The organism is Shewanella sp. GXUN23E (assembly GCF_050865035.1).
In the GTDB taxonomy this organism is placed as follows: Bacteria; Pseudomonadota; Gammaproteobacteria; order Enterobacterales; family Shewanellaceae; genus Shewanella.
This window is the reverse complement of the sequence record NZ_JBOZWP010000012.1, coordinates 110840-124412: the sequence shown is the minus strand read 5'-3', so window position 1 is coordinate 124412 and position 13573 is coordinate 110840. Positions and strand designations below refer to the sequence as shown.

11 protein-coding genes are annotated in these 13573 nt (G+C 53.7%); 6 read left to right on the top strand and 5 right to left on the bottom strand.

Annotated elements, in window-relative coordinates:
* Window positions 1–49: 49 nt before the first annotated feature.
* Window positions 50–247: a DUF4250 domain-containing protein gene (locus tag ACRRUX_RS12230; protein ID WP_432530657.1), complete on the top strand. Its 198-nt coding sequence runs from the start codon at window positions 50–52 to the stop codon at window positions 245–247.
* Window positions 248–803: 556 nt separating this feature from the next.
* Here ACRRUX_RS12230 and ACRRUX_RS12225 read toward each other — a convergent pair.
* The 3 genes from ACRRUX_RS12225 to ACRRUX_RS12215 all read right to left on the bottom strand — a co-directional run bounded on the left by ACRRUX_RS12225 (window position 804) and on the right by ACRRUX_RS12215 (window position 5250).
* On the bottom strand, window positions 804–2819 hold the full coding sequence (locus ACRRUX_RS12225; protein WP_432530655.1) for a DNA topoisomerase III: 2016 nt from the start codon (window positions 2817–2819) through the stop codon (window positions 804–806).
* 337 nt (window positions 2820–3156) lie between these two features.
* Window positions 3157–4671 carry an amidophosphoribosyltransferase gene (gene purF / locus ACRRUX_RS12220; RefSeq protein WP_432530653.1) on the bottom strand — a complete coding sequence of 505 codons (1515 nt, stop codon included), beginning with the start codon at window positions 4669–4671 and terminating at the stop codon, window positions 3157–3159.
* A gap of 90 nt (window positions 4672–4761) precedes the next feature.
* Window positions 4762–5250, bottom strand: coding sequence for a CvpA family protein (locus tag ACRRUX_RS12215; protein ID WP_432530651.1), 489 nt, complete (start codon window positions 5248–5250; stop codon window positions 4762–4764).
* Between the two features lie 440 nt (window positions 5251–5690).
* On the opposite strand from ACRRUX_RS12215, the gene ACRRUX_RS12210 reads away from it, so the two are divergent.
* The 5 genes from ACRRUX_RS12210 (at window position 5691) to ACRRUX_RS12190 (ending at window position 9282) form a co-directional block, all read left to right on the top strand.
* Complete coding sequence (locus ACRRUX_RS12210; RefSeq protein ID WP_432530649.1) at window positions 5691–6668, top strand: patatin-like phospholipase family protein; 978 nt, start codon at window positions 5691–5693, stop codon at window positions 6666–6668.
* Window positions 6652–7002: a hypothetical protein gene (locus tag ACRRUX_RS12205; RefSeq protein WP_432530647.1), complete on the top strand. Its 351-nt coding sequence runs from the start codon at window positions 6652–6654 to the stop codon at window positions 7000–7002. The genes ACRRUX_RS12210 and ACRRUX_RS12205 overlap by 17 nt, the downstream gene beginning before the upstream one ends.
* A 269-nt stretch (window positions 7003–7271) precedes the next feature.
* Entirely contained in the window at window positions 7272–8201 is a 930-nt protein-coding gene (pyrB, locus tag ACRRUX_RS12200; RefSeq protein WP_432530645.1) for an aspartate carbamoyltransferase, read from the top strand.
* A 13-nt stretch (window positions 8202–8214) separates the two neighbouring features.
* On the top strand, window positions 8215–8682 hold the full coding sequence (gene pyrI / locus ACRRUX_RS12195) for an aspartate carbamoyltransferase regulatory subunit (protein WP_432530644.1): 468 nt from the start codon (window positions 8215–8217) through the stop codon (window positions 8680–8682).
* A 174-nt stretch (window positions 8683–8856) separates the two neighbouring features.
* Complete coding sequence (locus ACRRUX_RS12190; RefSeq protein WP_432530642.1) at window positions 8857–9282, top strand: GFA family protein; 426 nt, start codon at window positions 8857–8859, stop codon at window positions 9280–9282.
* A gap of 217 nt (window positions 9283–9499) precedes the next feature.
* Here the strand turns inward: ACRRUX_RS12190 and ACRRUX_RS12185 are convergent, their stop codons facing one another.
* Complete coding sequence (locus ACRRUX_RS12185; protein ID WP_432530640.1) at window positions 9500–11308, bottom strand: PKD domain-containing protein; 1809 nt, start codon at window positions 11306–11308, stop codon at window positions 9500–9502.
* Window positions 11309–11637: 329 nt separating this feature from the next.
* The gene (locus ACRRUX_RS12180; protein WP_432530638.1) at window positions 11638–13557 is read right to left on the bottom strand and encodes a peptidase U32 family protein; all 1920 of its coding nucleotides are present in this window, start codon (window positions 13555–13557) and stop codon (window positions 11638–11640) included.
* Window positions 13558–13573 lie beyond the last annotated feature (16 nt).

The window sequence follows — 13573 nt, the reverse complement described above, 5'->3', positions numbered from 1 at the left end:
GCGACTTTGGGTATAACCTGCAAAAACGCGGTCAAATTTGAGGGCACTGATGATGGAAATTCATCATCCTGAACGACTGGATGCTGCCATCCTGCTGGGCATAGTCAACGAAAAGCTCCGCTTAAGCTGCCCGGATAAGCTTTCACTCCATTATGAGCTGAATATGTCAGCACAGGAGCTGGACAGCAAACTGGATCAGCTTGGCTATCACTATGATGCGGCCACCAATCAATACAAACAGAACTGATACATAGCTCAGTCACCGGTAACGTCACGGTCAATCAGTATGTAAGGTCACGATTAATCGGTGTGTAATACCAATTTCATTTAATAGTTGATCTGTTTCAGCGGGAGTTCAATGCGCTTGAAACAAGGTCATTAACCACTCCTTGGCATCAGCTCCTGCGTTGCTCTACCTCCTGCATCCATACAGTCGTGAGTGAATGATATTCGCCACACCCTTGCGGCTTGCGAGCTGGCGAAATCATAGTGGTGTTATGTCAAGACGGATACGCAGTATCAAGTGCATTGAACCCCGCACAGAGTGCGCGTATCAGGCATCCGGCTTCTGTGTTGCATTGCTCTCAAAGGGCTCCCCCTTAGTCAATCAATGCGCCTTGAATCAGCGCCCCTGACGCTCTGAAGTGATCAAACTAATTCTGAAGTGATCAAACTAATAATGAAGTTGGTATAAGGTCATAATCCTTTAATTTAAAAGTCTGCGTATCTCTATGGCTGTGCATGCGTGCATTGATACAGTCATCCCGCACATTCAGCTGCCAGGCTTAATGATAGCGATGAACTCAAGCATTCCTGCTCGCGGTCGCTCTTCTTGCCGGACGCCTGGCTGCACCGCTGCCTGCGGTACGTGTTTTTTTCGAGCCACTCCGGCCCTTGCCTGATTTCTCCTTCCATGCAGGCCTGGCCTGCACACCGGCCAGCGCATTGGGCGTCGTTTGCGCTGCTATCTCAAGCAGATGATGAATATTGGCCAGTAGAGGATCCATAAAATTTTGATAGCGCATGCTCTTTTGGCTGATGGCCTCCAGGCTTTGCTCCCATAATGCTGTCATATCCGGTGTGGTCGCTGCTTCAGGCAAGCTGTTAATCAAGCCTCTGCCTGCAGGCGTGGCCTGAATACTTTTCCCCTGACGCACTAAAAATCCGCGCTTAAACAAAAGCTCAATAATACCGGCCCGGGTGGCTTCGGTACCCAAACCATCAGTGTCTTTGAGCGTCTTACGTATCGCATCATCTTTGACATAACGGCCAATTCCCGTCATGGCACTGAGCAACGTGGCATCGGTGAAATGTTTGGGGGGCTGAGTCATCTTATCCAGCCGCTCTCCCCGCTCACAATAAAGCTCCTCGCCTTTTTTCAGCACCGGCAGGTGGCTTTGCAGCGGCTCATCCTCTTTGTCGTCACTCTGATTGCGGGTCTCGTCGGGTTGCCGGCTTGTGGCAAACAACTGCTTCCAGCCCGGCGAGCGGGTGACTTTGGCCTTGGCCACAAACTGCCCGCCTGCAATGGTGAGCTCCACTTTGGTGTCCTGATACAGATGATGAGGATAGAACTGTGCCAGATACTGGCGGGCAATATGTTCGTACAGACGAGCCTCATCCCGACTCAGGCGGGATAGATCCGCTTTGCGGTCGGTGGGCACAATGGCGTGGTGGGCATCCACTTTACTGTCATTCCAGGCGGCGGATTTAATGGAGAGATCCGGCTTATCCGCACCCTGAATCAATTCCGGAGCGTTACTGAGTACCGCATCCACCACGCCCGCAGCCAGCTTCAATTGCTCTCTGGGCAAATGGCGGCTGTCAGATCTGGGATAAGTAATGAGCTTATGCCTTTCATACAGACTCTGACAGGTATCCAGCACGGCCTTGGCGGACAGCCCAAAACGTTTGGCAGCATCAATCTGCAGCGAGGACAGAGAGTAAGGCAGCGGCGGCGCCTGACGTTTGTCTTTTTGCTCAAGTTCGGTCACCTGGGCAGGCTGAGCGGTGATCCGCTCCACCACATTATCGGCAAGACGGGGCGACAATACCCGCCCTTCTTCATCCATAAACTTCTGGCACGCCTCACTGGGTTGCCAGCGCGCGGTAAAACGCTCTCCGGCCTGAGTCAGCAGGTGCGCATCAACCTGATAGAAAGGTTTAGGTTCAAAGGCTTCGATGGTTTCATCACGGCGCACCACCAGCCCGAGCAAAGGTGTCTGCACCCGACCAACAGACAACACTCCCTGATAGCCAACCTTGCGTCCCTGCAGGGTAAAGGCGCGGGTCATGTTCATGCCGTACAGCCAGTCGGCGCGACTGCGTGCCAGCGCAGAGGTTGACAGTGGCACAAACTCACGGTTATCGCGCAATTGACTGAGCGCCCGCGTTACCGCCTGGGGGTTAAGATCGCTGATGAGCAGGCGTTTGGCATTACCCAGTTTGGTTTGGCTGACCTTGAGATACGCCAGCACTTCATCCACCAGCAGTTGCCCTTCCCTGTCCGGGTCGCCGGCGTGCACCAGAGTATCGGCCTGTTTCACCAATTTACGCAGCACCGCCAACTGGCTGCGGCTGGATGATTTGGGGATCAGTTGCCACTGCTGCGGCACAACCGGCAAATCCTCCATCTTCCAGGATTTGTACCTGTCATCATAGGCATCAGGTGGCGCCTGCTCCAGCAGATGACCAATACACCAGGAAACCAAATCACCATTGCCCACCTCAATATACCCCTCATGTTTTTTATGGGGTTTTGGCAGAACATCTGCAATAGCGCGGCCCAGACTGGGCTTCTCGGCGATGTAGAGGATCATAGGATTGGATACACTGCAAAATACTGGATATGTTTACAGTATAATTTAGCCAAGGAAAGATGCGCTGTAAACCCGCCAGCGAGTTATTCGCCGATTTAGTCGCAGGTGAAAGGCAGCTACCAGGACTGATTGCTGCAATTTGCCACAATCATGCGCGCATGATTCAGACCTACACAGCGACTCTCAAGTCTGCCGGACTTAATTATTAAGACTTTCTGGACGATGGCGCACCGTACAGGGTCGTGGGTTACTTGCACCAAAGGTGCTGGAAAGGACTTAGAACAACAAGCCGGAGCATGGCTCCGGCTTGTGTCATTAGCGAGCGTCGGTTGGCCGATTAAGGATGACAGACGTTGTGCAACTCCAGATTGGTGCCCAGCTCCATGTTACGGTTGGCTTTGGCATCATCGTTACGCAGGGCGGTAAGGTGGTCCAGATAAGCCTGATCCACATCTTTGGTAATGTACTGACCATCAAATACCGACGTTTCAAACTTCTTAATATCCGGATTTTCCTGCTGCACGGCGGCAATCAAATCAGACAGATCCTGGAAGATAATACCGTCGGCACCAATAATGCGCGCGATTTCATCAGTGTCACGACCGTGGGCGATCAACTCATTGGAGGTTGGCATGTCGATGCCGTACACATTGGGAAAACGGATTTCCGGCGCAGCAGAGGCAAAGTACACCTTGCGGGCACCAGCTTCACGGGCCATCTCGATAATCTGCTCTGAGGTGGTACCGCGCACAATGGAATCGTCCACCAACAGCACATTCTTGCCCTTGAACTCGGCGCCAATGGCGTTGAGTTTACGGCGTACCGACTTCTTGCGCTCCTGCTGACCGGGCATGATAAAGGTCCGGCCGATGTAGCGGTTTTTCACAAATCCCTGACGATAAGGCAGATCCATGCAGCGGGCGATTTCCAGTGCGATATCGCAGGAGGTTTCCGGAATAGGGATCACCACGTCAATGTCGTGATCGTACCATTCACGCTTGATTTTCTCGCCAAGACGGGTCCCCATGTTGACCCGCGAGGCATACACAGAGGCTTTATCTATGGTGGAGTCAGGGCGGGCGAAATACACATACTCGAAAATGCAAGGCACGTGGCTGGGGTTTTGTGCACACTGACGGGTAAACAGCTGACCATCCAGAGTGATATACACAGCTTCACCCGGCGCTACATCGCGCATCACCTCGAAGCCAACGGCGTCCAGCGCCACACTTTCAGAGGCCACCATATACTCAGTGCCCTGCGCCGTTTCATGTTTACCCAGCACCAAAGGACGGATACCGTGCGGGTCACGAAATGCCACCAGCCCCTGACCAATGATGATCGCCGCCACGGCATAAGCACCTTTGACCATTTCATGCACGGCCGCAACCGCATCAAACACTTGATCCTCGGTCAAATGACGGTTACTGGTGTGCTGCAATTCATCCGCCAGCAGGTTCAGCAATACTTCAGAATCTGAGGTGGTATTCACATGACGACGCTGCTCAGCCAAACGCTCCAGCAGAGCTGTGGTGTTGGTGAGGTTACCGTTGTGAGCGAGGGAAATACCGAAGGGAGAGTTAACGTAGAATGGCTGGGCTTCTGAAGAGCTGGAGCTGCCGGCGGTGGGATAACGCACATGGCCGATGCCCGAATTCCCCTGCAGCCTTTGCATATGTTTGACCTCGAACACATCCTTCACCAGGCCGTTGGCTTTTCGCAGACGAAACGCGCCGCCGTCGATGGTGACTATGCCCGCAGCGTCCTGGCCACGGTGCTGAAGCACTGTCAGTGCATCATAGATGGTCTGGTTAACCGACGAGCGGCCAACGATTCCGACGATACCACACATGGGAATAATTCCTCATTGTAAGATGTTCTGATTGAATGTTCTTTCAGGTCATCCCGCCCCTGCCGGGCAAGAGCGGAGTGACTGTATTTTTTATATATTGGGTACAAAGCTTGAGGTGTTTTCCAGGTACTGGAAAAACCACTGGATAACCACGCCGAACTCGGGCACCAGCACAGAGTCCTTCCACCACTGGGTGTTAGGTGCGCCGGTAAAGGCATCCATAAAAAACAACAGGGCACTGACGATCAACGCGCCACGAATGGCGCCGAACACCAGCCCCAGAATACGATCCGTGCCGGACAGTCCTGTCTTGGAGACCAGTTGTCCGAGTAAATAGTTCACCAGGGCGCCAAGAATTAATGTTGTTACAAAGAGTATGGCTATCGCGACACCATTGCGCACCATTTCATCCCCGATTTGGGTCAGATGCACGGCGAGATCCTGATAAAACTGACTGGCAATAAAGAAGGCAACAAACCAGACGACAAGAGACATGGCTTCTTTGGCGAAGCCGCGGACCAGGCTGATCAAAGCCGACAGTCCGACGATTCCAATAATGGCGTAATCAATCCAAACCATGAAAAATCGGTTTCCGAGGAGAAGAGTTTTTGACGGGCGGGATTCTAACAGAGACTGGCGCTCATCTCATCTCTGTCGGCAGAAATAATGCTAATTATCAATTCATTCTGGCGAACAGTGAAGCCTCATCAACATCATCGTTGCGCGGCAGACTCGCCACCGCAAAGGTACCTGTGACCGGCCAGGTTTAGCCGGTATCCGCGTTTGTTACCGATAACCGGCCCGCACAATCCATGCTTCCAGCATGGCAGGCAACTGTCAGTGGTGATATCCGTGGTCGCCATATCGGCACATGGCCACTTGCGCTGGCCGGGAAAAATCCGCACTCTGCGCCGGCTCAATCCACTTTTTTCGCCCGAAAGATGTTCAACAATGTTTAATTTGGCGCAATCCACTGCCACAGATACCATCGTCAGCATTCCCAACTGCACCACTGAGTCATGAGTACATTTCTCAAATATCAGCACAGTGACAGTCTCAACCGGGTAAGACAGGGAACCGCACTCATTGCCGAGGGAGGTGGCCAGAAAGGCATATTCACCGCAGGCGTACTCGACAGCTGGCTGGAGCTGGGCTTCAATCCATTTTCATTGATGATAGGCTCCTCTGCCGGGGCCCAGAATTTGTCCAGTTTTCTTTCCGGTCAGGAAGGGTTTGCCCGTCGCTCGATTATGCAGTTGACCTGCGACAAGCAATTCTACAATCCCAAACGCGCACTGCTGGGTGGCAATACCGTGGATCTGGATTGGTATTTTCACCAGACCAGCCTGCAGGATTACCGGCTGAATGTCGAGAAAGGTGCCCAGGCGCTGAGCGACCGGGAGTTTCTGATCACAGCTACCCGCATGCAGGATATTCAGCCCTGCTTTCGTCAGCCCGATGAAAGCAACTGGCTGTCGCTGCTCAAAGCCTCCAGCGCCCTGCCGTTTCTGTATCGTCACGGCGTTGAAATAGAGGGCCAGCACTATCTGGACGGAGGCCTGGCTGCACCACTGCCGGTGGAAGAAGCCTATCACCGTGGGGCAAGGCGTATCGTCATCATTCGCACGGCGCCCGCCACGACTCAGTTTTCCACGCCCTGGCTGCATCGCCTCAATGACTGGCTGGAACACCACAACAAAACGGTTCCCATGGTGGAATATCTGGCGCACCATGAAGCGGTATACCGCCGCTCGCTGCACTTTGTGGAAAATCCACCGGCCGATCTGCAAATTGTGCAGATCAGCCCCAAACGCCCCTTGTCCAGCCGTTTGATTGGCAGTGAAATCAAATCACTGCGCTACGACTATTTATCAGGCATGGCGGTTGGCCGACGGGCATTGCTCGGCGGGGAGCTGAATTTCGTCCTCAATCAGACAGCACAGAGTTATCAAAACTGGGCAACGCCATCTGCTGCGCCTGTTGCTTCAGCCAATTAACAATATCACCGCTGCCGACGGTCTGGCGGTGGGCCGCGCGTCGGGTTTTGTGGGCCGCGCCATGGAGCGTCTGATTGACGGCTATTACACCTTAAGCGATCAGCACATGTACGATCTGCTGGGACTGCTTGATAAAACCGAAGGCATCCGCCTTGAGCCCTCGGCGCTGGCGGGCATGGCTGGGCCGGTGCGGGTATCCAACAACCCCGAGTACCTGAGCCGGATGCAGCTGGATACCTGCATGCCACAGGCAACACATTTGGTATGGGCGACCGGCGGTGGCATGGTGCCCGCCGATGAAATGGCTAACTATCTGAACAAAGGACGTTTGTAACCCGTTATTTCCCCATCGGCCCAACCCGGAACATTGCTCAAAACTGTGATCTGGCGTTGGGCCAAAAGTCTTGAAATCCATAAAAATCAGAGTATATTCACGGGAATTTTGTCTGGAGCACCTTCGACCCATGGTATTTGCCATCGCAACCAAGCCTGCAGCTTGCCGCCGCACCGCCGGTGGATTCGGGTATTTGCTTCAGTCACTGAATAAATAAGCCTCCCTGTTCGGAGGCTTTTTTTTGGGTCAAAAAACAAAGGATAAGAACTATGCCTAATCCGCTCTACAACAAGCACATACTGTCGATTCCTGAACTTTCACGGGAAGAACTGGAACTGGTGGTAGCCACCGCCGGCCAAATCAAAGCCGAGCCAAGACCCACTCTGCTGCAACACAAGGTGATCGCCAGTTGCTTCTTTGAAGCGTCAACCCGAACCCGTCTATCCTTTGAAACTGCCATTCAGCGTCTGGGTGGCCGGGTGATTGGTTTCCCCGATGCAGGCAATACCTCAGCCGGCAAGAAAGGCGAGACCCTGGCTGACTCAGTGCGGGTCATCTCCTCCTATGTGGATGCCTTTGTGATGCGCCATCCCCGCGAAGGTGCAGCCCGTCTGGCCTCTGAGTTCTCCGGCGGCGTGCCGGTGATCAACGGCGGTGACGGAGCCAACCAGCACCCATCACAGACGCTGCTGGACTTGTTCACCATCTATGAAACCCAGGGCCGGCTGGACAATCTGCATATCGCCATGGTGGGCGACCTCAAATATGGCCGCACCGTGCACTCACTGACCCAGGCACTGACCAAGTTCAACAACAACCGCTTCTATTTTATCGCCCCGGATGTACTGGCCATGCCTGACTATATTCTGGATCAGGTCAAGGAAGCCGGTATGGAGTACAGCATCCACGCCAGCATGGAAGAAGTGATGCAGGAGCTGGACATCCTGTACATGACCCGGGTTCAGAAAGAGCGTTTCGATGAGTCGGAATACGCCCACATCAAGTCAGCTTATATTCTGTCGAGCCAGACACTGGAAGGTGCCAAGGATAACCTCAAGGTCCTGCACCCGCTGCCCAGGGTGGACGAAATCACCGTCGATGTGGACCGCACCCCTTACGCCTACTACTTCCAGCAGGCAGAAAACGGCGTCTACGCCCGCCAGGCATTGCTGGCACTGGTACTGAACGAAGAGATTTAAGGGAGCGATAACCATGACCAAAGATAACCATTTGCAAGTAGAAGCCATTAAAAACGGTACTGTTATCGACCATATTCCTGCCAATATCGGCTTTAAGGTTCTCAAGCTGTTCAAGCTGGATGATACCGCTGAGCGGGTCACCATTGGCCTGAACCTGCCCTCTTCGGCGCTGGGCAAAAAAGATCTGATCAAGATTGAAAACGTGATGTTCAACGAGGCCCAGGCACAACGTCTGGCGCTGCTGGCACCACAGGCCACGGTCAACAAGATTGAAAACTATCAGGTTGTTGCCAAACTGCCGGTGACCCTGCCGGGCTACATCAAAGGCGTGTTTGGCTGCGCCAACACCAACTGCATCACCCATGTGGAGCCTGCAGTTGAAAGCCACTTCGGCGTATCGGTTAAAGACGGTGATATCCAGCTCAAGTGCAAATACTGTGAGAAAGTCTTCTCCCGCGAAGTGATGACAGAGCGGGAATAACACCCGCGAGTGTTACTGCCATAAAGCCAGTCCCCGGACTGGCTTTTTTGTGCCCGCTTGTCGGCTCATCCAAAAAGGCAGACACTGATTCAGTAATCCGGCTGCAGCGGTGAACTGCCAGATCAAATCGGATGCACAGTGCCTGGCACATTAAATAATGGAAGGAAGCTGACGATGACAGACAGGGCGATACAACTGACAGGTGGCTGCCTGTGCGGCCATATCCGTTACCGGCTGGATGGGCGGTTAATTGATGCGGGACTGTGCCACTGCCGTATTTGCCAGCGCTCCAGCGGCGCACCTGTGGTCGGCTGGCTGACCATGAGCAACGACAGCCTCTGCTACACCCGGGGAGACATTGCCACTTATGCCTCAAGCCACAAATATCAGCGGGAGTTTTGCCCTTATTGCGGCACCCAAATCGCCTTTCGCGCGCAGGTAAATCCTGCCATGGTGGATGTGACTCTGAGCTCATTGGATGACGCAGAAGCCATCCGGCCTGAATATCATATCTGGTGTCAAAGTCAGCTCAGCTGGCTTCATCTGGACGACGGCCTGCCGCGCTTTGACGATGCAGGCCCTGATGAGGAGCCTGTTTAGTCAACGGGCTCAAAGGGCATCAGCACAGGTAGCAGCGCAGCTCGTCGGCCAGCGATACCGTACCTTTCACAAACCGCACTTTTCACAAAAAAAGCACCTTTCACTAATCACCAAATCACCCAGTGGCCTCATGTGACAGGTGCGGACTGAAAAACTGAGCACAGGCTTAAGGCCGACAAGCGCATATCCGGCCCTGACATGATTATACTCCCGCCAATCAGAATCTGAGTTTGGCTTTACCTTTGAGGTTATCGTTGTCTGTCACTTCCAGCTTCACTTTTGATGCTCTGTGGCCAAATATCACCGCCACCGGCCCATTAATGCGTGAGCCGTTGTTGAACTTCCATTTGTGAGATTTTATATAACCATCAGGATCATAGCTTTGTGAGATAAACAGCTGAATAAACCTCATATCAATGTGACGGATAACGGCCACCGGCTTTTGCTTATTACCGTGATTGGGCACCGACACTGTCTGCACCCGGGTATCGCTCAGGCCATCCTCATCAGTGACCGTCAGGCTGACCTGATAGTCTCCGGCGCGGTGAAATTTGTGGTTTGCCTGCTCGCTATCGGCACTGCTGCCATCACCGAAATCCCATAGATAACTCAGTAACTCACCATCCTCATCGCTGGAGGTGCTCTGAAAACTCGCCCTAAGCCCCTGAGTCTCGACCGTGAAGTCGGCCACCGGCGGATAGTTGGCGTCCAGAGTAATCGCATCCACCGAGGCATCCCCTTTTTCGCCATCAACCTGATAATCCAGACGGAACTGCACCTTCTTGCCTGTGTATCCGGACAGATCCACCTGTGCCAGCTCCCAGTCGCCATCCGTATGCTGAGGTCCATCCATCTGCCAGATTGGCTGCCAGGACTGGCCATCATCGATACTGGCCTGCATCGCCAGATTGCCCATGTGCGCACCATACATGTTGAAATAGAAACTCATAGAGGGCGCTACGACACGGGTAAAGTCATAACAGGGACTGAGCATGGCCACATGATCGCCGGCCGTGATAAAGGGCTCCATATTACTGGTATCGACATGGATAAAGCTGTGACCATCCACCGGCTCATCAGCCCCGGTACGGGAGGATGAAGTATCGCTGTCAAAGCGCCAGTTGAACCGGTTGTTTTTGACATCCTGAACCCAGGGAAATGGGGCGACCGCTTCGTTGATGTTGAAACCTTCGTGATGGGGATACGCCGTCACTGAGCTGGTATTACTGCAGGTTGGCAGTGCCCTGTCCATGCCGTAGGTGTTGAGCAAGTGGTACTTGTCAGTAGACAGTATGCGCTGCATCCGCGCCTGTTGCTGGGGCGAGAAATGGGTCCGGCACTTGTTGCTGCCGCCACTCATAAAGTTGGCGGCATCCGGCGCATAGGGCACCCCCTCCTCATCCAGCACATCACCGCTGTAGACGCAGTTTTCAATCAGATCATCACGGTCCGGATCTGCCGGGGTATCTATGACTTTGTCACCGTATTTCCAGCCCTCCAGCCCTTCCAGCAGCGAAATGGGACCGTCATTTTTACCCTGATAGGTATGCAGCAGACTCAGGTTGTGACCAATTTCATGCACAGGCGTGGTTCTGACCAGATCAACCGGGTCAACCTCTACCGCATCCGTTGCCTCATAGGGCCACCAGGCGTGACCGTTTTTACCGGAAAGCTCGGTCACTATGATGTTGTAACTGTCCAGCGCGAAGAAGGGCCTCAGCAGCTCCTCTTCATCAGTATCCCAGCCATCATCCGGATTATGAAAACCTGGCACCTCCTCGTTGGTGATGTACAGGGTATCACCCAGGGAAAACTGCAGCCCCATCTCCTGATATCCCAGATTCAGTTGCTCAATACCCTGCGCCAGCATCTCCTCGGTTGCCTGCGCGCCCGTTCCGTCTTTTTCCTCAGCGGCCACCAGAAACCTGACCTTAATGGTGTTGTCGCTGTCCTCTGTTGCCTGAACCAATGAACTCCCTGAGTACATCATCATCAGTGCCAGCATGCCTGAACTTAAGTATTTCACTGTCTTGTTCCTCCCTCACAATTAACTGTGAATCAATATGATTGTTATCGGGCGGGGTGGACTTTCCTGCCCGGAATCCATCAGACATGGGAGTGAAAGGAGCACAAACTGTTTCCAGATCGTTTTTATATCGGTTTTTTATCTATTAACCCCAACGGATTCATTTGAAAGAAGAAAAAGATCAGAACACCAGACTGCAAAATCAACAAGCTGTGGAATTATTATCCACTGAAATCGACTGTTTTTGCACAAATATAAAAAAAGCCGACAGGTGATTCCGGTCGGCTTCAATATCAATTTCGTTTAATCGCTGCGCTGCGTCAGCGGGATCACCCCACCACCAGCATCTCGCACTTATGGCAGTCAAACACCAGCTTGAACTGCTTGCCACCCAACTCCATTTCCAGCGGCTCGGCTTTCAGGCCCGGCACCTCTTTGGGGCACATGTTGTAGCTGTAACGAATGCAGTGTTTGGTGATCATCAAAGGCGCATCGCCCTTCACCGGCCGCACTTCATAAGCATCACGGATAGATACCACGCCATGGCGGGTGTAGAAATCCCTGGCCTTCTGGTTGGATACATTACCCAGATAGGTCAGGCTGCGCTGGGGATAACGCACACTGTCATCCCGCTGCCAGGGAGTGGGCCGCTGATAACCCGCAACCCGGGCCTGACTCAAGGCATCGATGGCCTCGCGGCGCAGCTGGTTTATTACGGATGCCGGCGCAAATACCTCGGCGGCATCGCCATACTCCACCCGGCCGGGCATAAAGTCTGTGCCGCCCAATTTGCCGAGGTTCTTGCGCAGCCCCTCACAGTTACGGGCGATATCTTTGGCCACCTGTTTATCGAAATCCGCACTCACCTGGACTGAGTGACCGTGCCTGTCAGCAGCAACCAGCGCCAGTCCAGTGGCGGTCGCCGACAGAGCAAAGTCCACCGGAATAAGCCGCTCAGCCGACTCTTTGGCCAGCAGCGCTTCAAATGCCTGATCCCGGTTGCGGTATAAGGTCACACCAACACGCAGATCTTTGGGCATCATCTTGAGATACAGCACATTGCCTTCGGCGCGGTTGACCCGAAAACCGGTCAGCTTGTCATCGGACAAGCGGGCTTTTTCAAAATTGCGGGCAAAAAAGCCCAGACCATCGCCGTTCTGAAATACCGCATCTGAGTCCACCACGATATGGTCTTTGCCTATGTGGCTGACCTTACCCACTTCCACCCCGAGATACTTGGGGGTACGGAAATCGGCGATACCCGGCTTGCGATCATGGACAAAGTAATCTGTCTTGCCACGGTTAAAGCTCTTGTCCGGATCCGGCACAAAGGTATAGCTGCAACGGCCATGGGAGGATGCCTGCAGCTCGGGGCGGCGGGCGATGATCTCATCCAGCTTCTGCCGGTAGTGAGCCGTGACGTTCTTGACATAGTTGACGTCTTTAAGGCGACCTTCAATCTTGAAGGAGCGAATGCCGGCGTCGATCAGTGCTTCGAGGTTATCCGTCTGGTTGTTGTCCTTGAGCGACAGCATATGGTCATTGGTGGCAATCACCTCGCCCTGACGGGTCTTGAGATTGCCCGGCATACGGCACTGCTGCGAACACTCACCGCGGTTGGCACTGCGATCGGTATAGGCTTCGGAAATGTAGCACTGGCCACTGAACGCCACACACAGGGCGCCGTGGATGAAAAATTCCAGCCGCGCCTGAGTTTCACTGGCCACCGCGCGGATCTGCTCAAGACTCAGCTCCCGCGCCAACACCACCTGAGAGAAGCCCACATGTTCCAGAAACGCCACCTTTTCCGGCACCCGGTTGTCCATCTGGGTACTGGCATGCAGGGCAATTGGCGGCAAATCCAGCTCAAGCAGTCCCAGATCCTGCACGATAATGGCATCCACTCCGGCTTCATACAGCTCCCAAATCAGCGCACGGGCGTCGTCCAGCTCACTGTCCAGCAAAATGGTGTTTACCGTGGCGAACACCTGAGCATGGTAACGATGGGCAAATTCACATAACCGGGCGATATCGGCCACGCTGTTACCGGCGGTATGACGGGCACCGAAGGCAGGGGCACCGATATACACGGCATCGGCACCGTGACGAATGGCTTCAATACCGAAATCGGCATTCTTGGCCGGTGCCAGCAGCTCCAGTTTGTTGTCTGCCAGTGCCACCGGCGCAGCAGTCATCGGCTTGCTGGTCGCCGCGCCGGGAGTGAAGATTTCAACGCCATTTGTGTTCATTGTTTAAAACCGCCTA